The organism is Ruegeria sp. AF2 (assembly GCF_056542025.1).
In genome coordinates this window covers 206,224-229,922 of sequence record NZ_JBQFZC010000001.1, presented here as the reverse complement: position 1 = coordinate 229,922, position 23,699 = coordinate 206,224, and the positions used below count along the sequence as shown (strand labels likewise).

The 23,699-nt window shown below is 59.4% G+C and carries 26 protein-coding genes; 12 read left to right on the top strand and 14 right to left on the bottom strand.

Annotated elements, in window-relative coordinates; genetic code table 11:
* Positions 1-688 precede the first annotated feature (688 nt).
* Positions 689-1,117, top strand: a complete 429-nt coding sequence (locus ACR0NM_RS01095; RefSeq protein ID WP_170397191.1) for a type II toxin-antitoxin system Phd/YefM family antitoxin — start codon at positions 689-691, stop codon at positions 1,115-1,117.
* An 82-nt stretch (positions 1,118-1,199) separates the two neighbouring features.
* Here ACR0NM_RS01095 and ACR0NM_RS01090 read toward each other — a convergent pair whose 3' ends face one another.
* Both ACR0NM_RS01090 and ACR0NM_RS01085 read right to left on the bottom strand, forming a co-directional pair.
* Complete coding sequence (locus ACR0NM_RS01090; protein WP_170466098.1) at positions 1,200-1,649, bottom strand: hypothetical protein; 450 nt, start codon at positions 1,647-1,649, stop codon at positions 1,200-1,202.
* Positions 1,650-1,779: 130 nt separating this feature from the next.
* Complete coding sequence (locus ACR0NM_RS01085) at positions 1,780-2,100, bottom strand: hypothetical protein (protein ID WP_170397195.1); 321 nt, start codon at positions 2,098-2,100, stop codon at positions 1,780-1,782.
* 187 nt (positions 2,101-2,287) lie between these two features.
* On the opposite strand from ACR0NM_RS01085, the gene ACR0NM_RS01080 reads away from it, so the two are divergent.
* A complete protein-coding gene (locus ACR0NM_RS01080; RefSeq protein ID WP_480612829.1) occupies positions 2,288-3,235 on the top strand; it encodes an aldo/keto reductase in 948 nt (315 codons plus the stop codon).
* Positions 3,236-3,263: 28 nt separating this feature from the next.
* Here ACR0NM_RS01080 and lepA read toward each other — a convergent pair whose 3' ends face one another.
* Together lepA and ACR0NM_RS01070 are read right to left on the bottom strand one after the other, a co-directional pair.
* A complete protein-coding gene (gene lepA, locus ACR0NM_RS01075) occupies positions 3,264-5,063 on the bottom strand; it encodes a translation elongation factor 4 (RefSeq protein ID WP_170424201.1) in 1,800 nt (599 codons plus the stop codon).
* Positions 5,064-5,149: 86 nt separating this feature from the next.
* On the bottom strand, positions 5,150-5,704 hold the full coding sequence (locus tag ACR0NM_RS01070) for an RNA ligase family protein (RefSeq protein ID WP_480612827.1): 555 nt from the start codon (positions 5,702-5,704) through the stop codon (positions 5,150-5,152).
* Positions 5,705-5,948: 244 nt separating this feature from the next.
* Here ACR0NM_RS01070 and ACR0NM_RS01065 point away from each other — a divergent pair, with 244 nt between their 5' ends.
* The 3 genes from ACR0NM_RS01065 (at position 5,949) to ACR0NM_RS01055 (ending at position 8,033) form a co-directional block, all read left to right on the top strand.
* The gene (locus ACR0NM_RS01065; protein ID WP_170404173.1) at positions 5,949-6,257 is read left to right on the top strand and encodes a hypothetical protein; all 309 of its coding nucleotides are present in this window, start codon (positions 5,949-5,951) and stop codon (positions 6,255-6,257) included.
* Positions 6,258-6,322: 65 nt separating this feature from the next.
* The gene (locus ACR0NM_RS01060; protein ID WP_170397757.1) at positions 6,323-7,264 is read left to right on the top strand and encodes a LysR family transcriptional regulator; all 942 of its coding nucleotides are present in this window, start codon (positions 6,323-6,325) and stop codon (positions 7,262-7,264) included.
* Positions 7,265-7,487: 223 nt separating this feature from the next.
* The gene (locus tag ACR0NM_RS01055) at positions 7,488-8,033 is read left to right on the top strand and encodes a hypothetical protein (protein ID WP_223117711.1); all 546 of its coding nucleotides are present in this window, start codon (positions 7,488-7,490) and stop codon (positions 8,031-8,033) included.
* 181 nt (positions 8,034-8,214) lie between these two features.
* Here the strand turns inward: ACR0NM_RS01055 and ACR0NM_RS01050 are convergent, their stop codons facing one another.
* Positions 8,215-8,658: a low molecular weight protein-tyrosine-phosphatase gene (locus ACR0NM_RS01050; protein WP_480612825.1), complete on the bottom strand. Its 444-nt coding sequence runs from the start codon at positions 8,656-8,658 to the stop codon at positions 8,215-8,217.
* Between the two features lie 27 nt (positions 8,659-8,685).
* On the opposite strand from ACR0NM_RS01050, the gene ACR0NM_RS01045 reads away from it, so the two are divergent.
* Both ACR0NM_RS01045 and ACR0NM_RS01040 read left to right on the top strand, forming a co-directional pair.
* Positions 8,686-9,384, top strand: coding sequence for an NAD-dependent deacylase (locus ACR0NM_RS01045; RefSeq protein WP_170511485.1), 699 nt, complete (start codon positions 8,686-8,688; stop codon positions 9,382-9,384).
* 61 nt (positions 9,385-9,445) lie between these two features.
* Positions 9,446-10,054, top strand: a complete 609-nt coding sequence (locus ACR0NM_RS01040) for an HdeD family acid-resistance protein (RefSeq protein ID WP_480592178.1) — start codon at positions 9,446-9,448, stop codon at positions 10,052-10,054.
* A 68-nt stretch (positions 10,055-10,122) separates the two neighbouring features.
* Here the strand turns inward: ACR0NM_RS01040 and ACR0NM_RS01035 are convergent, their stop codons facing one another.
* The 5 genes from ACR0NM_RS01035 to meaB all read right to left on the bottom strand — a co-directional run bounded on the left by ACR0NM_RS01035 (position 10,123) and on the right by meaB (position 14,137).
* Positions 10,123-10,587 carry a copper chaperone PCu(A)C gene (locus ACR0NM_RS01035; RefSeq protein ID WP_170397208.1) on the bottom strand — a complete coding sequence of 155 codons (465 nt, stop codon included), beginning with the start codon at positions 10,585-10,587 and terminating at the stop codon, positions 10,123-10,125.
* A gap of 45 nt (positions 10,588-10,632) precedes the next feature.
* On the bottom strand, positions 10,633-10,983 hold the full coding sequence (locus ACR0NM_RS01030; RefSeq protein ID WP_170424215.1) for a glycosyltransferase family protein: 351 nt from the start codon (positions 10,981-10,983) through the stop codon (positions 10,633-10,635).
* 405 nt (positions 10,984-11,388) lie between these two features.
* Positions 11,389-11,676 (bottom strand): 50S ribosomal protein L28, encoded by a 288-nt coding sequence (gene rpmB, locus ACR0NM_RS01025; protein ID WP_008756960.1) that lies wholly within the window; start codon positions 11,674-11,676, stop codon positions 11,389-11,391.
* A gap of 170 nt (positions 11,677-11,846) precedes the next feature.
* A complete protein-coding gene (locus ACR0NM_RS01020) occupies positions 11,847-12,989 on the bottom strand; it encodes a Hint domain-containing protein (RefSeq protein ID WP_480612823.1) in 1,143 nt (380 codons plus the stop codon).
* A gap of 170 nt (positions 12,990-13,159) precedes the next feature.
* On the bottom strand, positions 13,160-14,137 hold the full coding sequence (gene meaB, locus ACR0NM_RS01015) for a methylmalonyl Co-A mutase-associated GTPase MeaB (protein WP_480612821.1): 978 nt from the start codon (positions 14,135-14,137) through the stop codon (positions 13,160-13,162).
* A 120-nt stretch (positions 14,138-14,257) separates the two neighbouring features.
* Between meaB and hrpB the strand changes: the two genes are divergently transcribed.
* From hrpB to ACR0NM_RS01000, 3 genes are all read left to right on the top strand, one after another.
* Positions 14,258-16,696: an ATP-dependent helicase HrpB gene (hrpB, locus tag ACR0NM_RS01010; protein WP_480612819.1), complete on the top strand. Its 2,439-nt coding sequence runs from the start codon at positions 14,258-14,260 to the stop codon at positions 16,694-16,696.
* 194 nt (positions 16,697-16,890) lie between these two features.
* Positions 16,891-17,349 carry an NUDIX hydrolase gene (locus ACR0NM_RS01005; protein ID WP_170404203.1) on the top strand — a complete coding sequence of 153 codons (459 nt, stop codon included), beginning with the start codon at positions 16,891-16,893 and terminating at the stop codon, positions 17,347-17,349.
* Between the two features lie 89 nt (positions 17,350-17,438).
* On the top strand, positions 17,439-18,917 hold the full coding sequence (locus ACR0NM_RS01000; protein ID WP_480612817.1) for an inorganic phosphate transporter: 1,479 nt from the start codon (positions 17,439-17,441) through the stop codon (positions 18,915-18,917).
* A 61-nt stretch (positions 18,918-18,978) separates the two neighbouring features.
* Here the strand turns inward: ACR0NM_RS01000 and ACR0NM_RS00995 are convergent, their stop codons facing one another.
* Complete coding sequence (locus ACR0NM_RS00995) at positions 18,979-19,953, bottom strand: 2-dehydropantoate 2-reductase (RefSeq protein ID WP_480612815.1); 975 nt, start codon at positions 19,951-19,953, stop codon at positions 18,979-18,981.
* Positions 19,954-20,018: 65 nt separating this feature from the next.
* Positions 20,019-20,984: a pirin family protein gene (locus ACR0NM_RS00990; RefSeq protein WP_170424227.1), complete on the bottom strand. Its 966-nt coding sequence runs from the start codon at positions 20,982-20,984 to the stop codon at positions 20,019-20,021.
* 256 nt (positions 20,985-21,240) lie between these two features.
* Here ACR0NM_RS00990 and ACR0NM_RS00985 point away from each other — a divergent pair, with 256 nt between their 5' ends.
* Together ACR0NM_RS00985 and ACR0NM_RS00980 are read left to right on the top strand one after the other, a co-directional pair.
* Positions 21,241-21,729 carry a peptidase associated/transthyretin-like domain-containing protein gene (locus tag ACR0NM_RS00985; protein WP_170397223.1) on the top strand — a complete coding sequence of 163 codons (489 nt, stop codon included), beginning with the start codon at positions 21,241-21,243 and terminating at the stop codon, positions 21,727-21,729.
* A 6-nt stretch (positions 21,730-21,735) separates the two neighbouring features.
* The gene (locus ACR0NM_RS00980; RefSeq protein ID WP_480612813.1) at positions 21,736-22,332 is read left to right on the top strand and encodes a ferric reductase-like transmembrane domain-containing protein; all 597 of its coding nucleotides are present in this window, start codon (positions 21,736-21,738) and stop codon (positions 22,330-22,332) included.
* Positions 22,333-22,359: 27 nt separating this feature from the next.
* Here ACR0NM_RS00980 and ACR0NM_RS00975 read toward each other — a convergent pair whose 3' ends face one another.
* Together ACR0NM_RS00975 and argF are read right to left on the bottom strand one after the other, a co-directional pair.
* Positions 22,360-22,704 (bottom strand): 5-carboxymethyl-2-hydroxymuconate Delta-isomerase, encoded by a 345-nt coding sequence (locus tag ACR0NM_RS00975; protein ID WP_480612811.1) that lies wholly within the window; start codon positions 22,702-22,704, stop codon positions 22,360-22,362.
* A 56-nt stretch (positions 22,705-22,760) separates the two neighbouring features.
* Positions 22,761-23,687, bottom strand: coding sequence for an ornithine carbamoyltransferase (argF, locus tag ACR0NM_RS00970; RefSeq protein ID WP_480612809.1), 927 nt, complete (start codon positions 23,685-23,687; stop codon positions 22,761-22,763).
* Positions 23,688-23,699: the final 12 nt, after the last annotated feature.

Genomic DNA, 23,699 nt, shown 5'->3' with positions numbered 1-23,699 from the left:
GCGAAAGAACCCCGTTCTGGTCCGGAGGGTGGTGCGTGGTAGCCTGTATGAACCTTGGGTTCTCAAAAAGGAAAAGGCGTCAGGTGCTCAGACGCGGTCTTTGCATGCATCCTTGCGGACACTCCTGACGCCTTGCCGGTCCGTTCCGCCCGAGGGGCTTCCCGGTCCAGTTGCCTCGGCCCCCGAAGGGACTTTGGCCACTGCCACACGCGCTGTGTCGCGTCGCAGTCCGCGCGGACCTTCTGATAGGCTTAGCATTTAACCCGAACCGAAGCCCAGACCACCTGCTCCACCACCGGTAAGCCATTGCAACTACAAACAAATCCTAAAATCCGCCTTCGCCGCTGTGGCCCCCTTGGCCCTTGCATCCCACCCCTGTTCCAAAGATCAGAAGCAGTAACCAGACTGTTACATCAGCGTCATGATCCGGCAAGAAAATAGCACTGCAGCATAAAAATTAGACGGGGATAAGCTGTTGATATCCGCCGGGAGAGCCATGTGGATAACCCGAGAATTCGCGTCATCGCGCAGGCTTGGGGATGGAAAAAGTCAAATATGGATCTCGGGCCAGAATTCGCTTGGTTTCTGCACCTGCGAAGGTCCCGCGCGCTGAATTAGGGGGGTATTGTCCGAGTTGTACAACACTCAAGCCCCCAATCTTTCGAATCGTACAACCGGAGATTCGTCTATGCGCCTGACCATTTCTCAAGCTCGCGCCCGTTTGGGCGAACTGGCCACCTTGTCGCAAGACCCCCGGCAAGTGATCGTGCTGACCCGTTATGGCAAACCGATCGCCGCACTGGTGTCGATGAACGAGGCGCAGCGGATTTGGGAGTTAATGGATGATGACACCATCGGACGCAAACACCCGCTCAGCGGGGTGCGCGGGTGGTGGTCGAAGGGGCGTGGTATTCCGGGGATGGAACCTGGGCCGGACGGTTCTTACCTCACCGCGCGCGACGCCGCGCTGAAGGTCCGCGAGATCCAGATGACCCGTGCCGAGGAACGCCGCATTCTCAAACGCGGGGGTCTGGACCCTGTCGCGGGCGGCGAGATCGCCGCCCGGCCCGTCGCCTCCCTGTGGAGACTGTTGTTTATGAGAAGCGCTCCGACCTGAACGGGGTACCTACTACTCCTGCCGCAGTCACAAATCTCAGCGGCATTAACCCCCTTTAACATCCGATCGGGCCGGAAACGCTTCAGTTCACCTGACGTTCCAGAACTGTGCTGTAGGTCGTTCCGTTTCGCAGGCTACGGAAATCGGCAAAGATCTTGCCGTCCTCGTACCGCGCATCGATCAACGCATTGGCGCCAATCACCAGCGGGGATGTTTCAACGATGCCGATCGAGCCAGACCCATCGAGGCTGATGGTTCCGGTGGCCTCGTATTCATTCCATTCAGTGTCGCCATCCCGACGCCACTTGCTGGGCCCCCAGAAGACATTGTCTTCCTGCATCTGGACGTCGAGCATCCATTCGGCCTGATTAAAGCGGGGCTGATCGCCCTTGTAATAATGGCTGGGCTGCACGGTCGTGTAGGACCCGACCCACGTGCCGCGCAGATCCGGTGTGGTATCGGCCAGTGCTGCGGTTCCGAGGGCGAGGGACGTGGCCAGAGCGGCGGCTCCGGCAGTCATGTATCTGGTCATGGGGATCTCCTCCTGAAAGCGACCCTTTGGAGTTCAAAAGCGAACATCCTTGCTGTGGCATACAGATTGGGCGGAGGTGCGCCAGTTACAACTTACCTAAGGGAAACTTCATGAACCGGTAATGTTTGCGTCAGGCCCAGGCCAGCGCAGTGCCGAGGATGACCAGACCGATACCTGCCGCCTCGCGATACGAGAAGTTCTCGCCGAAAAGAAAGAATGAGGCGATGGCGATCAGAACAACCTCGGCCCCAAGAATGCCGGTATAGATGATGCCCAGCCGTTCCTCGCGCAGCGCGGCGAGTTCGAGCGTGGCCCCGGCCAGCAGGGTCGCGACGATCAGTAGACCAAGACCCACGCCGGGGAGTTTCCACCAGAACTTCATCGCGATCATGGCAACGGAATAAAGGCCTGCTGATCCAAAAGCGATAAGGGGAACAAGCGATGTAGACATAAGGGCCTCCTGCAAAGGTTGCCATTAGGTCAACTGTAGCAGATGGGCTGATTTAGGGCTGTGAGGTGGGTCACAGTTTCAGGTTCCATTCTCGCTTTTCTACTTGTGTTTTTTTGCCCCCGAACTTGCAGTGATGGGTCGACCTGTTCAAAATTCAATTATTCATATGCGACTGGGGAGGGGTGCAATGACAACACTTTGCGAAATAGGTCAAACCGGAGTGCGAATCCCACGAATTGGCTTTGGATCAACCGGTATAGGCAACATTCCACAGATTTACGGTTACGAAGTTGATGAGAATAGGGCGCGCGAGACCATACGTGCCATACTTGCCCGGCCCGACGGGTTTATCGACACCGCCCGAGGCTATGCGTTGGGGCGTAGCGAGGAGCGCATCGGGAGTGTCATACGTGAACTCGGTGGCTGGCCGAAAGGCCGCGTTCTGTCCACAAAAGTAGACCGTGATATGGAAACGAATGTTTTCGACGCCGCCCAAGCGCGGCGGTCCTTTGAACAAAGCCTCAAGGCTCTTGAGGTAGATCGCGTGGACATCCTTCATCTGCACGACCCGGAATACGCTGGTGACGTAACTGAGATTACCCGCAGCGGAGGTGCGCTGGACGAATTATTCAAAATTAAAGAGGAAGGATTGGCAACTGCAGTTGGTCTGGCGGGCGGGCAGTTGGATGTGTTGATGCCAATGCTGCGCGAACGGGATTTCGACGTGGTGATGACTCACAACCGGCACACGCTTGTAAACATGAATGCGGCGCCGCTGATCAAACTGGCCAACTCGAAGGACGTTACGGTATTGAACGCAGCGCCTTACGCCGGCGGAATCTTGGCCAGAGGCAGCGCAATCCATCATTTCTACGTCTATCGGCCAGCAACAGAAGAAGCGCTCGCACCTGTGCGCGCGGTTGAGGAAATCTGTGCCCGCTATGACGTGCCCTTAGGCGCCTTAGCGCTGCAATTCTCGATGCGGGACGCAAAAATTGCGTCAACGGTGTGTGGAGTGACTTGGCCACAGCATGTGAGACAAACACTCGAATGGGCGGATTGGGATATCCCAAGAGCGGTTTGGAGTGAACTCGCGGAACTTGGTCAGAGTGACGCTGATCCTGAGGCCGTATAGAACCGATCAACGGAGAGGAAGGACAGCCTTAGCTGTCCATCTTCAACGCTGAAATAAACGCCTCCTGCGGGATATCCACCTTCCCGAACTGACGCATCTTTTTCTTACCCGCCTTCTGCTTGTCCAGCAGTTTGCGTTTCCGCGTGGCGTCGCCTCCGTAGCATTTGGCGGTCACGTCCTTGCGCAAGGCCGAGAGGGTCTCGCGGGCGATGACCTTGCCTCCGATGGCGGCCTGGATCGGGATTTTGAACATGTGGCGCGGGATCAGGTCCTTGAGCTTTTCGCACATTGCACGGCCCCGCATCTCGGCCCGGTCGCGGTGAACCATGGTCGACAGCGCGTCGACCGGTTCGTCATTCACCAGCACCGACATCTTGACCAGATTGTCCTCGGTGTAGCCGGTCATCTGGTAGTCGAACGAGGCATAACCCTTGGTCACCGATTTCAGGCGGTCGTAGAAGTCAAAGACAACCTCGTTCAGCGGCAGGTCATAGACGACCATGGCGCGGGTGCCCGCATATGTCAGGTCCAGCTGGATGCCACGGCGGTCTTGGCAGAGTTTCAGCACGTCGCCGAGGTATTCATCCGGCACCAGAATGGTCGCCTTGATGCGCGGTTCCTCGATATGGTCGACCTTCGACGGGTCGGGCATGTCGGCGGGGTTGTGCAGCTCGATCATCTCGCCGTCTTTCATGTAGACGTGATAGATCACCGAGGGAGCCGTCGTGATGAGCTCGATATCGTATTCGCGTTCGATCCGGTCGCGGATGACCTCTAGGTGCAGCAGGCCGAGGAAACCGCAGCGGAAGCCAAAGCCCAATGCCGCCGAGGTTTCCATTTCAAAGCTGAAGCTGGCGTCGTTCAGGGCCAGTTTGTCGATCGCATCGCGCAGGTCTTCGAATTCGGAACTGTCGACGGGGAAGAGGCCGCAGAACACCACCGGCTGCGCGGGTTTGAATCCCGTCAGGGCCTCTTCGGTGCCGTTGCGGTCATTGGTGATGGTGTCGCCGACGCGGGTGTCGCGGACCTGTTTGATCGAGGCGGTCAGGAAGCCGATCTCACCGGGGCCCAGCGAATCCACCATCTCCATCTCAGGCCGGAAGACGCCGACGCGGTCGACATGGTGCAGGGTGTTGTTCGACATGAACTTCACCCGCATCCCCTTTTTCAGCGTGCCGTCCATGATGCGGACCAGAACGATGACGCCGAGATAGGCGTCGTACCAGGAATCCACCAGCATCGCCTTGAGCGGCGCGTCCAGATTGCCCTGTGGCGCGGGCAGTTGCTGCACGATGGCTTCGAGCGTTTCGTGGATGCCCTGCCCCGTCTTGGCGGAGACCTGAATGGCGTCGGTGGCGTCGATGCCGATCACATCCTCAATCTGCTCCGCGACGCGGTCACAATCGGACGCTGGTAGGTCGATCTTGTTGAGCACCGGCACGATCTCATGATCGGCGTCGATGGCCTGATAGACATTCGCCAGCGTCTGCGCCTCAACCCCTTGGGTCGAGTCCACGACCAGCAGCGAGCCCTCGACCGCACGCATGGAGCGGCTGACCTCATAGGCAAAGTCCACGTGGCCGGGGGTGTCGATCAGGTTCAGCACATATTGCTCGCCATTGTCGGCGGTATAGTCGATGCGAACCGTGTTGGCCTTGATGGTGATGCCGCGTTCACGCTCGATATCCATGCTGTCGAGCAGCTGTTCCTTCATGTCGCGATCCTTAACCGTTCCGGTCTCTTGGATGAGCCGGTCAGCAAGGGTGGATTTGCCATGGTCGATATGCGCGACGATGGAGAAATTGCGGATATGAGCGAGGTCTGTCATGGGTTGGGGATATGCGTCGGAATTGGGCTGTGGTCAAGGTGGGACGAGACCCAGCGAAACCCTTTGTTTGCGAGGCCTCCGTCCAGTCAGACCAGCCTGTTTTTAACCAGCTCTGCGTTCATCCAATGCGTCTCGCTTTGCACATGACCCTCGCGCACGTACTTCGCGAGGTGAGTGGGCAGTTCTTCTTCATTAAACGCTGCAATTGTGCGAACGACAAAACCCTCCTGAGTATCCAGATCCAGGCCCGCGATCACATCTGCCACAACCTTAACAGAGAACCGTCCGCGATAGAGTTCGGGAACGGCAGTAATCCCCAGCTCGAGAAAGCGTGAAAGCGTCGCGTCCCACGATTGCACGCGCTTTGCCTTGATCCAGGCGAAGCCCAGGAAATAAGTCGGCAACGCCGAGTACGCTATCGAGTGGCGAGCAAACAGATATTCACCGACTATGCGCTCATCTTCGTCATGCTGTGGCGAAATTCCGGCAGCGAAGGCCTTCATCCAATCTCGGGACGGGTGGTGTCGCGCGTCAATGCTGCGAGGATGGCAGCCCTGACTATGAATCGTTGTATTCTCACCGTCCAGTTTTTCGGTGAAGACAACCTCATCAGCCGAAGCCAGTTCGTCAACGCTGGACATGATCTTATCATCGCTGGTCGCCCCGGGAGACTCCGGCAGATGGAAGTGCGCCCGTATTTCTTAAGCATAGTGGTCTCATGAAAGAGATTTAAACAATGTCTGGCCAGAAAACGCGACATCCCAGCCGCGTGCAATCACTTTTTCGAACCACCCAATTGATCCCGAATCCACTTTGATTCATACTCCGCCGCAGACCGAGAGGGGCATAAGACCCGTCCGGGCAGGCAAAAAACGAGGCTCGAGTATGAAACAGTTCCTCTTAATCGCATTTTGTGCGGCATCACTGACGTCGGTGGCCCACACAGTGGACGCGGCGCAGATCAAGCGGGCGTGTCTGGCATCAGACCGTGAAGCGGCGACGCGGGCGCGGTGCCGGTGTATTCAGCGCGTGGCGGATCAGGCGCTGACGCGTAGTGATCAGAAGACCGTCGCCAAGTGGTTCACCAACCCGCATCAGGCGCAGGAGTTGAAGATGTCGCAGACCGCGCGCGATGATGCGCTGTGGGATCGGTATCAGAACTTTGGCCAGATGGCACAAGCGATCTGCAACTGAGCCCTGTCAATCCTTGACCTGATGCCCGCTGCGCCTCAGAAATGGCGCAGCGAAAGGTATGTGCGATGGTGATGAAAGGGCTGACCCTGCGGGGCCTTGAGGTGTTCGAGGCGCTGGCACGGACGGGATCGGTGGCGCAGGCGGCCGAGATCACGGGGCTCAGCCAGCCCTCGGTTTCCCAGCAATTGCGCAATCTGGAAAAGGCTTTGGGCACCGATCTGGTGGATCACGGGCGGCGACCGATGCGACTGACGCAGGCCGGCCGCAGTTTCCTGGCGCGGGCCGAGGCAGTGCTGGCCGAGTTGCAGATGGCGCAAGGCGAACTGGCGGTGATGGATCTGGGGCATCTGACCACCCTGTCCATCGGCTTGATCGACGATTTCGACAACGACCTGACGCCGCGATTGGCGACGTTGCTGGCCGACAGTCTGACCCGGTCGAAATTCAAGCTGATCACGCTGCCCAGTCTGGACCTGTTTGCCGAGCTGGAAGCGCAGCGCCTGCACATGGCGGTCTCGGCCCATTCTGGCGAGGTGCTGGAGGGCGTGGTCGAATATCCGCTAGTGCAGGATCCGTTCATTCTGGTCGCGCCTAAGGGCGTTGCGCAACCAGTGCAGGATCTGCCCTTTCTGCGCTATGCCCGCGAGCAGTTGATCAGCCGTCAGATCGAAAGCCATCTGGCCCGGCAGCAGCTGGAATTCGAGGAACGGTTCGAAATCGGCTCACACCTCGCGCTGATGGCGATGGTTGCGCGCGGCCTCGGCTGGGCGATTACCACGCCGCTGGGCTATATGCGCGCCGCCCGCTTCCACGACGGGATGGAGGCGCACCCCGCCCCGTTCGGTGAGTTCGCACGCACCATTTCCTTGTTTACACGGACCGACTGGTCCGATCAGGTACCTCAGGAAGTGGCCGACATGATCCGACGCCTGATGCGCAGCCAGATCGTTGATCCAGCGATTGCGCAATTGCCGTGGTTAGGTGGTCAGTTGAAGGTGGTGGGATAGAGCGAGAGGCAGCGAATACGATTATTTGCTATCGCTCTAATTTGCGACTTTCAAAAGTTTATCTCAAGAACGCAGCATTTCTTCTACAACGAAACCAGATGGACTCTGGCGCCTCTCTTTTTAGCGGCAAGTCACCATTTTCATTAAAGTACGTTGCCAAGCATTGCCTTTGCAACATCGTGTGCGCTTCATGTTTTGAATTTGCTACGAAAGTTTTTTTAGAATGACGATGACTATAGATGGCATCGGTGCAGAGCCGCCGGGTTACAAAGATGCTCTAACTCTTGAACAAGCGTTGCTTCTGACACCCAAAGCGCTCGATCGACAAATTTCAAGCGATCTCAGACGCATAGCTAACGCGCATGGTCGAAGCTACTCGATTGTTAGCTGGTGGCAAGAGCAGAAGGCACGGTTTATTGGCTGGTCGGGTCGCTTGCTTGCTCGACAAGTCAAGAGAAAACCACCTGGCGAACCTGAGGATTTTTGTGACAAAATCGACTATTGCCGACGGCGCAAACAAGCCCGGACTGCTGTCGGCTTTATCCGGAGCCTTCAGGAAGATCGCGTACTGTTGGCAACCGAGGCATACGATAAGTTCCGAGAGAACAATGAGACAATAGCTATACTACTTGAGGAAGCGATGGCTCTGACGACTGAAATCGCTGAATTTACGGCCGACACCGTTGTTCCAGTTACTGTTATTGCTAAGATCGTTCTGGAAGCAATGGATGAGATTTGCCCATGCCCGGATGAGGATAGCGCTACATAAGGAAGCTTCAGCCACCACCTGCTTTGCCCCATTTTTGCCGTAGAACCTATTTGAAACACTTGGCTCAAATTTAGTTGTTACAAATTGAGTTCGACATACCCATCAGTCCAGAATTGGACATATATCGCATGGGGAACAATGCCGTCCGCATCTGCCGTCGTAAATGAATGGTATATTCAAGCTAGGCCCGCACATGTGCCTCGAGCCCCTGCACCGCCTCTTCGATCAGGTCCAGCGCGCCGTCGAAATCCCGGGTGTAATAGGGATCGGGCACGTGGTCCGCGCCGCTGTCAGGCGCAAAATCGGTCAGCAGGCGGACCGGGGTGGTGATGCCGTCGGGGCGCAGGGCCTCGATACCCTCGATGTTTTCTGCGTCCATTCCGATGATCAGGTCGAAGTGGTTGAAATCCTCGGCCACGAACTGGCGCGCGCGTAGGTCGCTGAGGTCGATATCACGCGCGCGGGCGGCCTTTTGCATTGGGCCGTAAGGCGGGTCTCCGATATGCCAGCCCGAGGTTCCGGCGCTGTCGGTCTGGTGATGCGGGGCGCGGGCGCGAAAAGCGCCCTCGGCGGCGGGGGATCGGCAGATATTGCCCAGGCAGACGAAAAGGATACGGTGTGTCATAAGAGTGGTTTAGCGCGTGGGGCGGGTATGGAAAAGATCGTCATTTTGACCGGGGCCGGGATTTCCGCCGAAAGCGGATTGGGCACGTTCCGCGATGAAGGGGGCCTGTGGGCGCAGCACCGGATCGAGGATGTGGCCACGCCCGAGGGCTTTGCCCGCAATCCGTCGCTGGTGCATCAGTTTTACAATGCCCGCCGAGTACAGGCCGCCAAGGCGCAACCCAACGCGGCGCATCAGGCGCTGGCCCGGTTGCAGCAGGGCTGGCCTGGAGAGGTGATCCTTGTCACCCAGAATGTCGACAGCCTGCACGAGGCAGGAGGGGCCGCGCATGTGATCCATATGCATGGCACCTTGGCTGGGGCTTTGTGTGAGGCGTGCGGATATCGTTGGGCTTCGCCACCCGAAATGGATGTGGGTGAGCCCTGCCCGTCCTGTCACCAGCCCTCGGCCCGGCCCGACGTGGTATGGTTCGGCGAGATGCCATATTTCATGGATGAGATCTACGACCATCTGATGGAAGCATCGCTGTTCGCCTCGATCGGCACCTCGGGGCAGGTTTATCCGGCGGCAGGGTTTGTACAAGAGGCGCGGGCCGTGGGCGCGCGGACGATCGAATTGAACCTTGAGCCATCAGCCGGAATATTTGATGAAACCCGGCTGGGGCCAGCCTCGAAGGCAGTACCGCGCTGGGTCGATGAGCTGTTGGCGCGAGGCAGCACGCGATAGGGGCAGACAGCGGCGCGTCTTCCCGTCTATGGTGCAGAAAACGCAAACCCGAGTGAGTGACATGACCGATCTACCGCCCAAAGACGGAGAAATCCTTGACGACAGCAGTATCGACGCGCGCGATACGTTAAGTACCAATCTGGCCAGCCTGTGGTGGACCTTTCTGCTGCGTGGAATTCTCGCGGGTCTGATCGGGATTGCAGCGCTGTTCTGGCCGACCAGCAGCATCTCATTATTGCTGCGATTGGTAGGGGTGCTGCTGATTCTGGATGGCGCGCTGACCTGGCTGGGTTTTGGGCGGCGCGGGCTGATCGGAGGCGTCGGTATCGGTGCCGCGCTGATCGGTTTGGTGTTGCTGATCTGGCCACAGGGCGTGGCCTGGCTGGCGTTCACCCTCATGGGGGCGATGGCGCTGTTCGTTGCGATCGGCTCGTTCATGGCGCTGCCGCAAATGCATCCACAAGACCCCGAGCGCGCAACGGTGCGTAATTCAGGTATCTTCGCACTCATCGTCGGGCTGGTGCTGATCTTCTGGCCCGGCAGCGGCATGGTGGCGTTGGGCTGGGCAATTGCCTTCTTCGCGCTGACCTCGGCGGTGGTGATGTTCTTTCTGGCGGCACGGTTCAAAAAAGCGGGCGATCGATTGGAGATGAAAACCGTCAACAGATGACGCAACAGGCCGGGCATTGCCCGGCCTGACGTATGGATGATGGCTGTACCACAGCCTGAAGACAGGCGTTAGTTCGAATGGCCGCCTTTGTCCTGGCGCTCAAGATCGACCGGGATCTCGACCGCGACCTCTCCGGCGTTTTCGAAGATCAGTGTGACGGGAACGCTCCCTCCCTGTTCGAAGGGCGCTGTCAGGCCCATGAACATGACGTGATCACCGCCGCGTTTCAGCATGTGGGTTTCGCCCGCCGGAATGGCGAAGCCTTCCTTCACATGCACCATCTTGGCGACACCGTTTTCGTCAACCTTATGAGTGTGCAGTTCCACTCGGGCAGCCGCATCCGAGGTCACGCCGATCAGGCGGTCATCGGTATCGCCTTGATTCTGGATCATCATGAAGGCGGCACCCGCCTTCGCGGTTTTGCCCGAAGACCGTGCATAAGGGTCTTCGACCGAGATGGTATCGGCAGCCAGCGCCGCACCGGTCAGCGAAAAGGTAGTCAGGACTGCAAGCAGGCTGGATTTGAGGGTCATTATGCCTCTCCTTGGTAACTGTCTGATAGAATTTGGAAACTGGAATCAGGCAGAAACCGGCGGGGCACGAGCTGGGTGTCGCGGCAGCGGCGCGGCAATCAGATGCTGGGAAAGGAGCGACGGCGCGGGGAGCGCGCGCGACGGGGCCGGAGGTACGGCAACCGAGGCTTCATGTATCGCGCCCAGCAGGTTGAGCGCATAGTCAGGGCAGTATTGCGGTGCGCGGGTCGGTTGGCCGTCTTCGTCCATATAGACGACGACCGGCCCGCTGCCGGTGCACAAAACCATCTGCCCGACCGCGCGCTCCATACCCCGCGACACGGCTAGTCCCTGCCCGGTGAGGATCACCATCAAGGACAGCGCATAAGGCAGAAATGTGCGGAAAAAGCCTGTCATGTCAGCTTGGTATATACGCCGCCCGCTGAACCGGCTTCAAGCGCAAAGCAGTGGCTGAGACAGTATGGCCTAGCTCAGCTTTTCGGCGGCCTGAACGCCTCGGCATTCATCCCCGTATGCAGTCGGTTTACCCGGCGCTGCATCCGGGTGCAGCGGATCACAGCTTTTGCAATTGATCGTGGCAGTAAAAACAGAAAATTCTTTGCTTTGAGTGACATGGTAACCCCCTCAACATGAATATGCATAAACATATGCGATATTCAGCAGGCGTTCTGTGAACAACGTCACGAAGCGGGGCGTTTTATTACCATTTCAGAGACAATCATTCGCACAGGGGCAGCGAATGCAAAAAAGAAAAGCCCCACACCGCAGGGTGCAGGGCTGAATTCTTGCGTGAGAAAGCGCTTAGGCCGAGGCTTGTGCCTTGGCGATTTCTTTCTTCACTTTCAGGGCGTTCGCCGACAGCTCGTCATCCTTGGCTTTGGCCAGGAACGCGTCCAGACCACCGCGGTGGTCGACCGAGCGCAGGGCAGCTGCCGAGATGCGCAGCTTGACGCCACGACCCAGAGTTTCCGACTGCAGGGTAACGTCGTTCAGGTTGGGCAGAAAACGGCGACGAGTTCTGTTTTTGGCGTGGCTGACATTGTTGCCAGTCATCGGGCCTTTTCCGGTCAATTCGCAACGGCGCGACATGGTTTCTTCCTTTGTTTCTGGAGGCCGGGTACAAGACCCGCGGCCAAATCACAAGGGGCGCAACCCGAAGTCGCGCCCGAAAACTGGTTGGATGCGTTTAGTGGGAATCGCGCGAAGGGTCAAGACGGCTGCGGCGAAATCTTTGCCCCCTTGTTGAATTCCTTGGAAGTTCAGATCCGAGGCATCCGCAACAGCGGCTTGTTATTCTTCAAATGCCGTGTGATCAACTGCGCTTGCAGCCGCCCGCCGGGGATCATGCGGGCCGGGTCGGCGCGGTAATCAAGGTCTGTCAATTCGGGAAAAATCTCGAATATCTCGCGACGCGACGCGGCGCTCAGCATTTTCAGCGCTTCGGGGCCGGTATAGAGGCTTTCGGTTGGCGCATCCTCGGCAAAGATCACCTGATGGCGGTCGAACAGCAGGTGGTAATACTCGACGCTTTCCACGCTTTCATCAACGTAGATATCCGGCATTGCGGTGAGTTTGATGGCCGGAATCAGAACCTCGGTCGTGCCGAACATGCGTTGGGCGATCTTTGAGTGCACCAGCATTCGATGCTGGCGCGAGACCAGCAGATCGCGATGCGGCAGCCCCTCGCCCAATGCCCCTGCAAGGATACGCACAGGCCAGAGTCTGGGGTTGGCTTCAAGCTGGAAGCGATCAAATTCGCGCCGCCCGATCCAACGGATCGGGTGCAGGCCCTGCCCCAGCGTGGGGATCAGGTCACCGGTGCACAGCGACTGGATGGGGGTCTGGCCCTGCTGCGTCGTGATCAATGTATCGCGCGTGAAACAGGGCATACCCGACCCGTTCTCGAACGCTGAATACGTGACGGTGATGCCTGAAGGCAGGGTAAATGTGCCGCTAGAGACTGAGTAACCAACCCCGTCTTCGACCGTAATCACCCCGAAAGTATCGTCCGTGATAACAGTGCCCTCAGGGAGGTTCAGCGTGTCGGTTCCGCTGCCGCCGCGAATGTCACCCGACACCGTGGTGCTGGTGAAATTCAGCGTGTCATTACCGGCACCAAGCCGGATATCGCCGACGGTTGACCCCCTGATATCAACCGTATCCGCATCGGACCCGCTAGCGATGCGCCCGCCAACCGTGCTGTTGGTGACAATGATCGTGTCGGTGCCTGCATTGCCCAGGACATTGTTGGCAATGGTGCTATTGGTGATGGTGATATCGTCATCGCCGCCACGGCCAAGGATACCGGTCACCGGAGGCGTCGCCGGGTTTCCGTTCAGAGTACCGTTGTCATTTGTGACATCGATATCGTCGTCGCCGTTGGTACCATTGATATTGGGCATTCTGACGTGTCCCGTTCCTCGGAGAATCCGGGCACGATCCGAGGTGACCAAGCCCTTTCTCAACCCGGTTCAAACGCAGTGACTTACACTCAAACACAACAATATATGTAGCTTTAATACACGATTAGCGGTCAGCGCACCAGCCGCGCACGCATCATACCGCCAGAGTGTTACGCGTCGGACAGCCCGGAGAGGATTTGTTCGGCCGCCGCCGATGGGCGGAGGTGGCCCGCACTGACCTGAGCGCCAAGATCGCTCATCCGACTGCGCATCTGTGGCGTTTCGAGACGCGCAAGCAATGCGTGGCGTACCTCTTGCTCGAACCAGTATTTTGCCTGTGTGGCGCGGTTCAATACCCAATGCCCGGCTTCGCGCCGCCAGGTTGTCAGGGCCTGCATCTCGTCCCAGGCCTGTTCCAGCCCATGCTCTTCAACCGCTGAAACGGTCATGGCCTTGGGAAACCCTTCGGGGTCCTGCGGGCGTTTGCGCAGCAGACGCAGCGCGCCCGCGTAATCGGCGCAGGTGCGGGTTGCAGTCGCTTTCAGGTCACCATCGGCCTTGTTGATCAGGATCATGTCGGCCATCTCCATGATGCCGCGCTTGACGCCCTGCAACTCATCGCCGCCCGCCGGGGCCAGCAGCAGCAGGAACAGGTCAGACATCTCGGCCACCACGGTTTCAGATTGGCCCACACCCACGGTTTCAATCAGCACGACATCAAAACCCGCCGCCTCACAAAGCGCAATCGCTTCGCGCGTGCGACGCGCCACGCCACCAAGATGGCTTTGGCTGGGGGACGGGCGGATAAAGGCGTTTTTCTCGCGGCTCAGCCGCTCCATGCGGGTTTTGTCGCCCAGGATCGAGCCGCCCGAACGGGCCGAGCTGGGATCAACTGCCAGAACCGCAACACGCAGCCCCTGCCCCGTCAGCATCATGCCGAAGCTTTCGATAAAGGTCGATTTGCCAACGCCCGGCGTGCCCGACAACCCGATCCGCAGCGCCTGACGTCCGGCGCCGCTCAATTGATCCAGCAGCGCGGTTGCCTGCGCCCGATGATCTTCACGCCCGCTTTCGACCAGCGTGATCGCTCGGGCCAGTGCCCTGCGCTCTCCGTTCAAGATCCTGTCGCCAAGCTCGGCAATGTTCATCGGTAAGTCCCCGGCTGGAATTTGCCCTAGATGAGGGGGGATGACCCGGTTTGTCCAGCCCCAACCGGAGCCGAGTTTGGCGACGCTGGACCTTGGCCGAGGCTTTGGCGATAAGGCGATATGACCCGGTTGCCCATTGATGACGCCATTCCCGATATTCTGAACGCCTTGCGAACGCATGGGCGCGCGGTGCTGCAGGCGCCGCCGGGTGCGGGCAAGACAACCCGCGTGCCGCTTGAGATGCTACAGGCCGGTCTGTGCGAGGGCCGGATCGTCATGCTGGAGCCCCGGCGGCTGGCCGCCCGCGCCGCCGCCGAACGCATGGCCGAGACGCTGGGTGAACCCGTGGGCCAGACCGTGGGCTATCGTGTCCGTGGAGACGTGAAAATTTCAAAGGCGACGCACATCGAGGTTGTGACCGAAGGTATCCTGACACGGATGCTGCAATCCGAACCTGACCTGCCCGGCGTAGGTGCTGTGATATTCGATGAATTCCACGAACGGTCCCTGAACGCCGATCTTGGGCTTGCACTGTGCCTTGAGGTGACTGGAGCGTTGCGCGATGACCTGATCTTGCTGGCGATGTCCGCGACGCTGGATGCTGAACCGGTGGGCCAGCTGATGAACGCGCCTCTGGTGACATCCGAAGGGCGCAGCTATCCGGTCGAGACCCGCTGGTTGGACCGGCCTTTGGCGCCGCAGGCGCGGCGACTGGACGCGCTGATCGATCTGGTGGTGCGAGCCGAACGGGAAACCAAAGGGGGCATGCTGGTGTTCCTGCCCGGTGAAGGTGAAATTCGGCGGGCCGAGGCGGCTTTGGCCAGCCGTCTACCCGACACCTGTTCAGTGCGGCCTTTGTTCGGAGCACTGCCCTTTGCCGCCCAGCGCGTGGCGATTGCGCCGGTTAAGCAAGGTCGCAAGGTAGTTCTGGCGACGTCGATTGCCGAAACCTCGCTGACTATTCCCGATATCCGCGTGGTGGTCGATATGGGGCAAGCCCGGCGGGCGCGGTTCGATCCGGGATCAGGCATGTCGCAGCTGGTGACCGAGCGGGTGACGCGGGCCGAAGCGACGCAGCGCGCAGGCCGTGCGGGGCGTGTGGCCGAAGGTGTCTGCTATCGGTTGTGGTCCAAGGGCGAAGAAGGTGCACTGGTCGCCTACCCGCCTGCCGAAATCGAGGCTGCCGATCTGACCGGGCTGGCGTTAGAATTGTCGCTCTGGGGCGCAGAACCGGGTGATCTTGCATTTCTGACCGCGCCGCCCGAAGGCACGCTGGCTGAGGCGCGCGCGTTGCTGGCGATGCTGGGTGCCCTGGATGGCAAAGGTCGGATCACCGAACATGGGCGGGCGCTGGCGGCGCTGCCGCTGCATCCTCGGCTGGGGCACATGTTGCTGCACGCAGGACCTGAGGCCGCGGCACTGGCGGCGCTGATGGCGGAACGCGATCCGCTAAGGGGCGCTCCGGTCGATCTGTCTTTGAGGCTTGAGGTGCTGCGGGACGTGCGCGCGTTTCAGCGCAATCGGGTCTGGCAGGTCAACATGGGCGCGCTGGATCGGATCAAGGGCGAAGCAAAGCGGTTGCGCGCGCAATCTAAGGATGCGGGCGGTCTGAGCCCGGCAGCGATGGCGGCGCTGGCCTATCCCGATCGCATCGGACAGCGACGCAAGGGAGATGTCCCGCGTTATGTCCTGTCGGGTGGCAAAGGCGTCGTGCTGGAAGCCGGTGATACGCTGGCGGGTGCACCTTATCTTGTGGTGACGGATACGGATGGGAACCCGCGTGAAGCGCGCGTGCGCATGGCAGCGCAGATTTCCGAGGGGGAAATTCGCGATCTATTCGGCGATCAGATCGCGTGGGTCGACAGCTGCGACTGGTCGAAACGCGAACGCCGTGTCGTGGCGCGCAGGCAAGAGCGGTTCGGAGCGATCACGCTGGACGACCGCATCTGGAAAGATGTCCCCGGGGATGCATTGGCGCAGGCGATGTTGGACGGGGTGCGCGATCTGGGTGTGCGGCTGACCGGGGCCGCAGCGCGATTGGCCGCTCGGGTCGAGTTGATCCGCGCGGAAGGCGCTGATCTGCCGGACTTCTCGGAAACCGGGCTGATGGAAACGCTGGAAGACTGGCTGCTGCCGATGCTCTCGGGCGTGCGCAATGCCGATGACTGGAAGCGGTTCGACCTGCTGCCCGCGCTGCGCGCCCGGCTGGACTGGGACCAGATGCAGGAACTGGATCGGCGGGCGCCGGGCTCGTTTGTGACTCCGTTGGGCCGCAAGCTGCCAATTGACTATGGCGGTGCGGTGCCCGAAATCTCGGTTCGGCTACAAGAGGTATTCGGCGTTACGCAACATCCGGTGGTTGGGGGCGAGCCTTTGAAGATCACTCTGCTGTCACCGGCCCAGCGACCGATCCAGATCACCCGTGATCTGCCCGGATTCTGGGCCGGGTCATATGCCGATGTGCGCAAGGACATGCGGGCGCAGTACCCAAAACATCCCTGGCCCGAAGATCCAACTCAGGCGGATCCAACGCTGCGCGCGAAGCGGCGCAAAGGCTGAGTTGATCAGGTGGGCGTAAATAAGCCTCATTGGCGGAAACAGTGCAAAGCGCACAAATTGCTGCAAAAATACACGAAACACCGAAAGTTCAGGCCATATTTTGCGGTTATCCGAGGGCGGTATTGTTAACTCAGCGATACATGATTATGTAACTTCTTCGAATTACAAAAAGAATACGCCCGAGCAGGCCTGACATGACGACATGGATACGCAACATCTGGGAAGAGGTCGCGCGACCGCTGATCCAGCGCCCAAGCCGGGTGCAGGTTGCTGCGTTGTGTACCCGCAAGGCAGGTCCCGGTGACGACGTTCTGTTGATCACCAGTCGGGGCACCGGACGCTGGATTATCCCCAAAGGCTGGCCCATTGATGGGCTCAACGGGCCGGAAACCGCATTGCGGGAAGCCTGGGAAGAGGCTGGGGTGCGCGCGACTGAGGTGCAGAAAGATCCCGTTGGTCATTACTCTTACGACAAAAGGTTGGATGACGGCACGGCGTTGCCGGTTATCACCAGCGTTTATCGGATCGAGGTGACCGATCTGGCGGATGTATTCCCCGAGTCCGATCAGCGTAAGCGCTGCTGGGTGTCCCCGAAGGTGGCCGCCGAACGCGTGCAAGAGCCGGAATTGCGCGACTTGCTACTGCAATTGTAACAATATTGTAAAAAACTGATGACAAAGGTTGCCGCGCCCATTGGAACCGTTTAGCGGCGGGCATCATTCAAAACAGCCGTTGTGAACCGATGTCAGACCACTCCACCAAAGCCCGTTGGCACGCACTGGACCGTGACCTACAGCGTATCTCGCGCGTTGAGCACGCCAATGCCCAAGTATCGCGTCCTCTGTTGGCCCCCGGAATTGCACTGGCCTTTATCGCGCTAGCAGGATTGGCTGCAGCGCTTCTGTTCGGACGGGCCGATGGTGGCGTGATCGTTGTCGCAGCTGCGGCATTCGGCGCTTACATGGCGATCAATATCGGTGCCAACGACGTAGCCAACAATATGGGCCCGGCAGTGGGGGCCAATGCTCTGACCATGGGCGGAGCCATCCTGATTGCCGCCATCGCAGAAAGCGCAGGCGCGTTGCTGGCAGGGGGGGATGTGGTTTCGACCATCTCTAAGGGCATCATCGATCCGATGTCGGTGCAGAACAGCAATGTGTTCATCTGGGCGATGATGGCGGCCCTGATATCGTCGGCACTGTGGGTCAATCTGGCTACCTGGGTCGGGGCACCGGTTTCGACCACGCATTCGGTGGTCGGCGGCGTGATGGGTGCCGGCATTGCTGCGGCGGGCCTAAGTGCGGTGAGTTGGGGCACGATGAGCGCGATTGCCGCCAGTTGGGTGATCTCACCCGTTTTGGGCGGGATGATTGCAGCCGCCTTTCTGGCATTGATCAAACACAAGATCCAGTATCAGGACGACAAGATCGCGGCAGCACGGCGCTGGGTGCCCATTCTGGTTGCCGTGATGGCAGGGGCGTTTGCCACCTACTTGTCGGTCAAAGGCCTGAAGCGGATCGTCAAAATTGATCTTCAATTTGCCCTTTTGATCGGTCTGACCTTTGGCGGCCTGGTCTGGACTGCGACGGTACCGTGGGTCAAGCGCAAGTCTGAAGGGTTGGAGAACCGGACCCGGTCGTTGAAGACATTGTTTGGCCTGCCTCTGGTGATTTCGGCCACATTTCTGAGCTTTGCGCATGGGGCCAATGATGTGGCCAATGCGGTGGGTCCATTGGCGGCGATCGTGCATGCGGCCGAGTTCGGAGATTTTGCCACGAAAGTATCGATCCCGACATGGGTCATGGTGATCGGCGCGTTTGGCATCTCGTTCGGCCTATTCCTGTTCGGTCCCAAGCTGATCCGTATGGTCGGCAGCCAGATCACCAAGCTGAACCCGATGCGGGCGTTCTGTGTCGCGCTATCGGCGGCGATCACGGTCATCGTCGCCAGTTGGCTGGGTCTGCCGGTCAGTTCGACTCATATCGCGGTTGGGGCCGTCTTTGGTGTTGGCTTCTATCGGGAGTGGCATGCAGAACGGCGGTGGAAATACTCGAACCGCCAGCGGCCGGCGGAGCTGCGACTGGCGCGCGAGGAACGGCGGCGGCGCAAGCTGGTGCGGCGGTCGCATTTCATGACCATCGTGGCGGCCTGGGTGATCACGGTACCGGCAGCGGCAGTGATGTCGGCGCTAATTTTCTGGGTTTTGACTGCGTTCGCTTGATCGGAATTTGCGAGGCTCTGCCTCGCGCTCCGAGGTATTTTAGGCCAGATGAAGAGACGGATCAGGTTATGATCTGGTCGACTGTGAGCGGCGTGTCCGGTGATTGGTGGATGAGTTGAGAGACTCGGCTATTGATCGGGGTTGGGATCGCGTACTGTTGGCCGAGTTTGATGATTTCGCCCTGTAGACTGTCGATTTCGGTCGGGCGACCCGCCGTCAGATCATAAGCCATCGAGGTGCGCGCATTGGGGTCGATGGTCAGCATTTTTGCCGCAATTCGTGTAAAAATTGGCGTTGGCAGACGTAGAATGTGCGGTGTCATCCATGCGGGTAGTGGCGTTGTGGAGGTGGCCTCGATCTCGGCGACTTTCAAAACACGCTGCGCCTCGGCCATTTGATCAGCCATCAGGCGACGCCAGTTTCGGTCGAGCAGTTGGTTTTGCAAGGTCAGGCCGGACAATGCGTTCAATGCATTGTTGAGGTTGATCACCAGCTTACCCCATTGCACTGCCTCGATCTGGTCGCTTTCGCTGAAGGGTAGATCCGGGGCGCTTAGGCGTTCAGCCAGAGACCGGGAGCCACGCTCGATGACGATCTCGCCCGATGTGGCGCGGTGATAGGTTGCCGGGCCCGTCGGCACCACGTTGAAGGGCACCATTCCAGCCCGAACGTCGCGTCCGGGAAGAGCGGTGCGCAGGGTGCGGGCGTTCTCGAGCCCATTCTGCCAAGACAGAACCGGGGCCGTTTCCGTGGCGTATGCGGCGATCAGCATGGCCATCTCGGCGGTCGCGCCGGTTTTTACCGTGACGATGACTAACTCGGCATCCCCAAGACAGGCAGGGTCTTCGCTGAGCAGGAGTTGTGCGGCGGCGACGTGCCGATGCAGGTTCGAGAAATCTGTCACCGTCAGCCCCTGTCCCCGGATGGCGTCCAGCACCCGCGCGCGGCCCAGCAGCGTCACGCTGTGTCCCGCTGCGGCCAGCAATGCGCCGCAAAAGCAGCCAATGCTGCCTGCACCGGCGATGACGATATTCATGGCTTACCTCCGCTGTGCCTCCAAGGATCGCCGGGATCGTTCAACGGAGCCAGCGTGACGTGAGGTCAGACGCGGGCGCGTCTGGGTCGGGTGCGTTCGAGGTCTTCCGAGATCGGAATGAACTCCTGATCATCACCGGGCGGCAGGTGGAAGGCGCCGTTCGCCCAGTCGGCAGTTTTCCATTCGCGTGTGGCGGTTTCTATCTTCTCCTTCGAGGAGGAGACGAAGTTCCACCAGATGTAGCGATCTTCGTTCAAGGTCGCGCCGCCCAGCAGCAACAGCCGCGCACCCAGTGGTCCGGCCTTCACGGACAGGTGATCGCCGGGGCGGAAGACCATCATGCGACCCGCCTCGAAGCTGTCGCCTGCGATCTCGACCGAGCCTGTGGTGACATAGACACCGCGATCCTCGTGATTGTCGGGCAGCGGGAAGGAGGCACCCGGTTCGAGCTGGACGTCGAGATAAAAGGTCTCGGACAGCATGGTGACCGGGCTGGTTTCGCCATAGGCGGAACCAAGGATCAGGCGGGCGCTGACGCCTGCATCCTGAATATGGGGCAACGCGCCCTGTTTGTGGTGTTCGAAATCGGGGGCCATATCTTCGTGAGTTTCGGGCAGGGCGATCCAAGTCTGGATGCCAAACAGGCTGTGTTTCTTGCCGCGTGTTTGGTCACTGGTACGTTCGGAATGGGTCACACCACGCCCAGCGACCATCCAGTTGACCTCGCCGGGATAGATCATCTGATGCGTACCGAGACTGTCGCGGTGTTCAAACTCGCCCTGATATAAATAGGTCACGGTACCAAGTCCGATATGGGGATGCGGCCGTACGTCAATACCGCCTTCGGTGATGAATTCGGCCGGACCCATTTGGTCGAAGAAGATGAAGGGGCCGACCAGTTGCCGTTTGACCGAGGGTAGCGCGCGGCGCACCTCGAACCCGCCCAGATCACGGGCACGGGGGATGATCAGGCTGTCCAGCGCCGGGTTCTCGGACCGGCAGTCGGGGGTATGGGTCGGATTCCAGCTCATTCTCGCTCTCCCTTGGGTCAGGATCTGGCTTGGGCTTCAATATGTTTGATTATGTGGAATATAGTATGATTTATTGTCGGGCATAGCGCATGAGTGCACATATACAGTGCACGATGGGCGGAAACGGCGGCAACGCTCACGTGACGGTGATGAAATGACCCGATCTTCAGACCAGCTTAACTCGGCTTTCGCAACAAACGTGCTAGATTGAGTATCAGGCCAGACAACATGCCCGTTATCGAAAGGAGCCCTCTCGATGTCGCACGTTCTTCTTACCCGCCGCAGCGCGTTGGTTACGGCGGGCTGTTTTGCAGCGCTAGGCACGGCCGGGCTGACCACGCCCGCGCGGGCGCAGGGCGTTGCACCGACCCCGTCCATGCGGGGCGGATCGAACAACTATCGCCCCGGCGCCCCTATTGTGCAGCGCATCGGCGGCGGAGGTTTCTGGATGACCGGCACCGTGCGCCGCGCAGGCGACGGTGCCCCCTTGCCCGGCCAACGTATCCAGATCTGGGCGCATACGACCGAGGGGCACGAGCGCGACCAGCGCAGCCATGGGGCGACGCTGACGGATGCGAACGGTGAATTTCGGCTTGAGATGCCACAAATCGTGCCCGCCTTTGGCCAACCGCACGGGCATCTGGCCTATGACAGCGGCGAGTTCGAAACGGTTTTCCTACGCCCGGTGATGTCGAGCGCGAAGGATAAAACGCTTGCCGCGCATTTCGTCTTGCAGCCTGCCTGATACGTGTTGAGGCGCATACTGATCTGGGCAGCGTTGATTGTCGCCCTTCTGGTGCCGGTTATCGCGGCAGCATTCAGCCCTTATCTGGCGTGGCGCGAGCCGATCTACATCCTTGCCGGGTTTGCGGGCATCGTCGGGATGTGCCTTCTGCTGATGCAACCCTTGCTGGCCGGACGCTGGTTGCCTGGGCTTTCACCTGTGCGCAGCCGCTTATGGCACAGGCGGTGCGGTCTGGCCCTTGTCGCAGCGATCGTAATCCATGTGGGCGGTTTGTGGATTACGAGCCCGCCGGATGTCGTGGACGCGCTTCTATTCGTATCAGCCACACCCTTTTCCGTCTGGGGTGTGATCGCGATGTGGACGGGTATTGCTGCAGCAACGATGGGCGTTCTGCGCCTACGCCTGAACCTGCGATTTCGGCTCTGGCGTCTGGGGCACACAGGACTGGCGCTGGTAACCATTCTGGGCAGTGTCGTACACGCCCTGCTGATTGAGGGCACAATGGAGATCATGACCAAGATCGCATTGTGTGTGCTGGTAGTTCTGGCGTGCGTCGCTACGCTCGCCAGATTACGGGTCTGGGAAGTGTCCCGACGCGCTTAGTCCTCCCATACGCATGCCGGGGCCGCGTCAGGCTGATAGGCGTTTGGCATAGGTCGCGCGATCTATTTCAACATCCCGCACGGTGATGCTGCCGACCGTGGGCGCAGACGCAGCCAGAACATTCAGAATGATCGCGTTCAACTCGACGCGCGTTGCCTCATCACGGCCCTGCAGCAACAAGAGCGTGGCATGAATGAAGGTCTGCGGTTCGGTCCCGATGCGGAAATACGGAAACGAGGTGGCACGGATTTTGAGTGTTGGGGCATCGAATTCTTCATGCGCGGCGAGCACGGAATAGAGCTGCTCACAGATGGCTTGAAAATCATGAGTTTTTTCGAGCCCGGCAGAGAATTCCAGAGTGATGTGTGGCATTGGTTGCTCCGAGATTTAAGAGAGCCATCTATGGCTCTCCCAGATTGCTGTCGGCCTCAGACGCCCAGACACCAGCGCATCACGGCTTTTTGCGCATGCAGGCGGTTTTCGGCCTCGTCAAAGATCACCGAGTTCGGGCCGTCCATGACCTCGGATGTGGCCTCTTCTTCGCGGTGCGCGGGCAGGCAGTGCATGAACAACGCGTCTGGCTTGGCATGCGACATCAGCTCGGCGTTGACCTGATAGGGGCGCAGCATGTTGTGGCGGCGCTCCTTCGCGGATTGGGAATCGTGCATCGAGACCCAGGTGTCGGCGACTACAAGGTCGGCACCCTCAACAGCTTTGTGCGGGTCCCGTTCGATCACGATTTTCGAGCCCTTCTGGCGTGCAAGCCCCATGAATTCTTCTTCCGGGTCCAGCTGCGCCGGGCCGGTGAATGTCAGGTCGAAACCGAATTGACCGGCGGCATGCAGAAATGAAGCGCAGACATTGTTGCCGTCGCCGGTCCAGACGACCTTTTTTCCTGCGATGGGGCCGCGATGCTCTTCATAGGTCAGCACATCGGCCATGATTTGGCAGGGATGTGTACGATCGGTCAGACCATTGATGACGGGAACGTCCGAGTATTCGGACATCTCGGTCAGGATGGTTTCATCAAAGGTCCGGATCATGATCATGTCGACATAGCGCGACAGGACCCGGGCGGTGTCGGCGATGGTCTCGCCATGGCCCAGCTGCATGTCCTTGCCGGACAGCACCATGGTCTGCCCGCCCATTTGGCGCACGCCAACATCGAAGGACACACGGGTCCGCGTTGATGGCTTTTCAAAGATCAGCGCAACCATGCGGCCTGCCAGAGGCTGCTCGTCGTCGGGGGCGGCTTTGGGACGCCCAAGGCGCGCCTGTTTCATCGCTCTGGCCTGATCGATCATGTTCCGCAGATCACCTGCGTCAGTTTTGTGGATATCAAGGAAGTGGTTCATTTTAATTCACTT

Excerpts from the sequence above, each read along its gene's own strand:
- ACR0NM_RS01020 (WP_480612823.1), bottom strand. The coding sequence starts at position 12,989 with ATGCCCAATATCAATGGTACCAACGGCGACGACGATATCGATGTCACA.
- argF (WP_480612809.1), bottom strand. The coding sequence starts at position 23,687 with ATGAACCACTTCCTTGATATCCACAAAACTGACGCAGGTGATCTGCGG.
- ACR0NM_RS01065 (WP_170404173.1), top strand. The coding sequence starts at position 5,949 with ATGAAACAGTTCCTCTTAATCGCATTTTGTGCGGCATCACTGACGTCG.
- ACR0NM_RS01060 (WP_170397757.1), top strand. The coding sequence starts at position 6,323 with ATGGTGATGAAAGGGCTGACCCTGCGGGGCCTTGAGGTGTTCGAGGCG.
- ACR0NM_RS01055 (WP_223117711.1), top strand. The coding sequence starts at position 7,488 with ATGACGATGACTATAGATGGCATCGGTGCAGAGCCGCCGGGTTACAAA.
- ACR0NM_RS01085 (WP_170397195.1), bottom strand. The coding sequence starts at position 2,100 with ATGTCTACATCGCTTGTTCCCCTTATCGCTTTTGGATCAGCAGGCCTT.
- ACR0NM_RS00975 (WP_480612811.1), bottom strand. The coding sequence starts at position 22,704 with ATGCCACACATCACTCTGGAATTCTCTGCCGGGCTCGAAAAAACTCAT.
- ACR0NM_RS01095 (WP_170397191.1), top strand. The coding sequence starts at position 689 with ATGCGCCTGACCATTTCTCAAGCTCGCGCCCGTTTGGGCGAACTGGCC.
- ACR0NM_RS01000 (WP_480612817.1), top strand. The coding sequence starts at position 17,439 with ATGTCAGACCACTCCACCAAAGCCCGTTGGCACGCACTGGACCGTGAC.
- meaB (WP_480612821.1), bottom strand. The coding sequence starts at position 14,137 with ATGAACATTGCCGAGCTTGGCGACAGGATCTTGAACGGAGAGCGCAGG.
- ACR0NM_RS00995 (WP_480612815.1), bottom strand. The coding sequence starts at position 19,953 with ATGAATATCGTCATCGCCGGTGCAGGCAGCATTGGCTGCTTTTGCGGC.
- ACR0NM_RS01050 (WP_480612825.1), bottom strand. The coding sequence starts at position 8,658 with ATGACACACCGTATCCTTTTCGTCTGCCTGGGCAATATCTGCCGATCC.
- hrpB (WP_480612819.1), top strand. The coding sequence starts at position 14,258 with ATGACCCGGTTGCCCATTGATGACGCCATTCCCGATATTCTGAACGCC.
- rpmB (WP_008756960.1), bottom strand. The coding sequence starts at position 11,676 with ATGTCGCGCCGTTGCGAATTGACCGGAAAAGGCCCGATGACTGGCAAC.
- ACR0NM_RS00985 (WP_170397223.1), top strand. The coding sequence starts at position 21,241 with ATGTCGCACGTTCTTCTTACCCGCCGCAGCGCGTTGGTTACGGCGGGC.
- lepA (WP_170424201.1), bottom strand. The coding sequence starts at position 5,063 with ATGACAGACCTCGCTCATATCCGCAATTTCTCCATCGTCGCGCATATC.
- ACR0NM_RS01035 (WP_170397208.1), bottom strand. The coding sequence starts at position 10,587 with ATGACCCTCAAATCCAGCCTGCTTGCAGTCCTGACTACCTTTTCGCTG.
- ACR0NM_RS01005 (WP_170404203.1), top strand. The coding sequence starts at position 16,891 with ATGACGACATGGATACGCAACATCTGGGAAGAGGTCGCGCGACCGCTG.
- ACR0NM_RS01080 (WP_480612829.1), top strand. The coding sequence starts at position 2,288 with ATGACAACACTTTGCGAAATAGGTCAAACCGGAGTGCGAATCCCACGA.
- ACR0NM_RS01040 (WP_480592178.1), top strand. The coding sequence starts at position 9,446 with ATGACCGATCTACCGCCCAAAGACGGAGAAATCCTTGACGACAGCAGT.
- ACR0NM_RS01045 (WP_170511485.1), top strand. The coding sequence starts at position 8,686 with ATGGAAAAGATCGTCATTTTGACCGGGGCCGGGATTTCCGCCGAAAGC.
- ACR0NM_RS00990 (WP_170424227.1), bottom strand. The coding sequence starts at position 20,984 with ATGAGCTGGAATCCGACCCATACCCCCGACTGCCGGTCCGAGAACCCG.
- ACR0NM_RS01090 (WP_170466098.1), bottom strand. The coding sequence starts at position 1,649 with ATGACCAGATACATGACTGCCGGAGCCGCCGCTCTGGCCACGTCCCTC.
- ACR0NM_RS01070 (WP_480612827.1), bottom strand. The coding sequence starts at position 5,704 with ATGTCCAGCGTTGACGAACTGGCTTCGGCTGATGAGGTTGTCTTCACC.
- ACR0NM_RS01030 (WP_170424215.1), bottom strand. The coding sequence starts at position 10,983 with ATGACAGGCTTTTTCCGCACATTTCTGCCTTATGCGCTGTCCTTGATG.